This is a genomic window from Halorubrum sp. SS7, from assembly GCF_005435055.1.
Taxonomy (GTDB): domain Archaea; phylum Halobacteriota; class Halobacteria; order Halobacteriales; family Haloferacaceae; genus Halorubrum; species Halorubrum salinarum.
On sequence record NZ_SGXV01000135.1, the window covers coordinates 700 to 976 of the forward strand.

General features: G+C 65.0%; 1 pseudogene. It reads left to right on the top strand.

Annotated elements, in window-relative coordinates:
* Window positions 1-263 (top strand): annotated as a pseudogene (locus EXE44_RS21600) (hypothetical protein); the annotation flags it as partial.
* Between the last annotated feature and the right edge of the window lie 14 nt (window positions 264-277).

The following is a 277-nucleotide window of genomic DNA, read 5'->3' on the forward strand; positions in this document are numbered from 1 at the left end:
ACTACGTCGCCGAGGAGACCTTCGAGGGGGTGCGATGCTCCGAGGAGGACGGCTGCGTGCCGGTCGAGCAGACCTGCGGGGTCCGGACTTCGCCGTTCTACTCGTGGAACAAGCCGAAGCTGACCAGGCGCCTAGAGCGCGACGGCGTGCTCCACAGGTACGACCTGAACGGGCTCAAAGTCCTCTTCTTCACCCTCGGCGACCTGGAGTCGTCCCTCGTTCCGCGTCTGAAAGCGGACCCGCAGTACCTGGTGACGCTATGACCGTGATCCCCCGA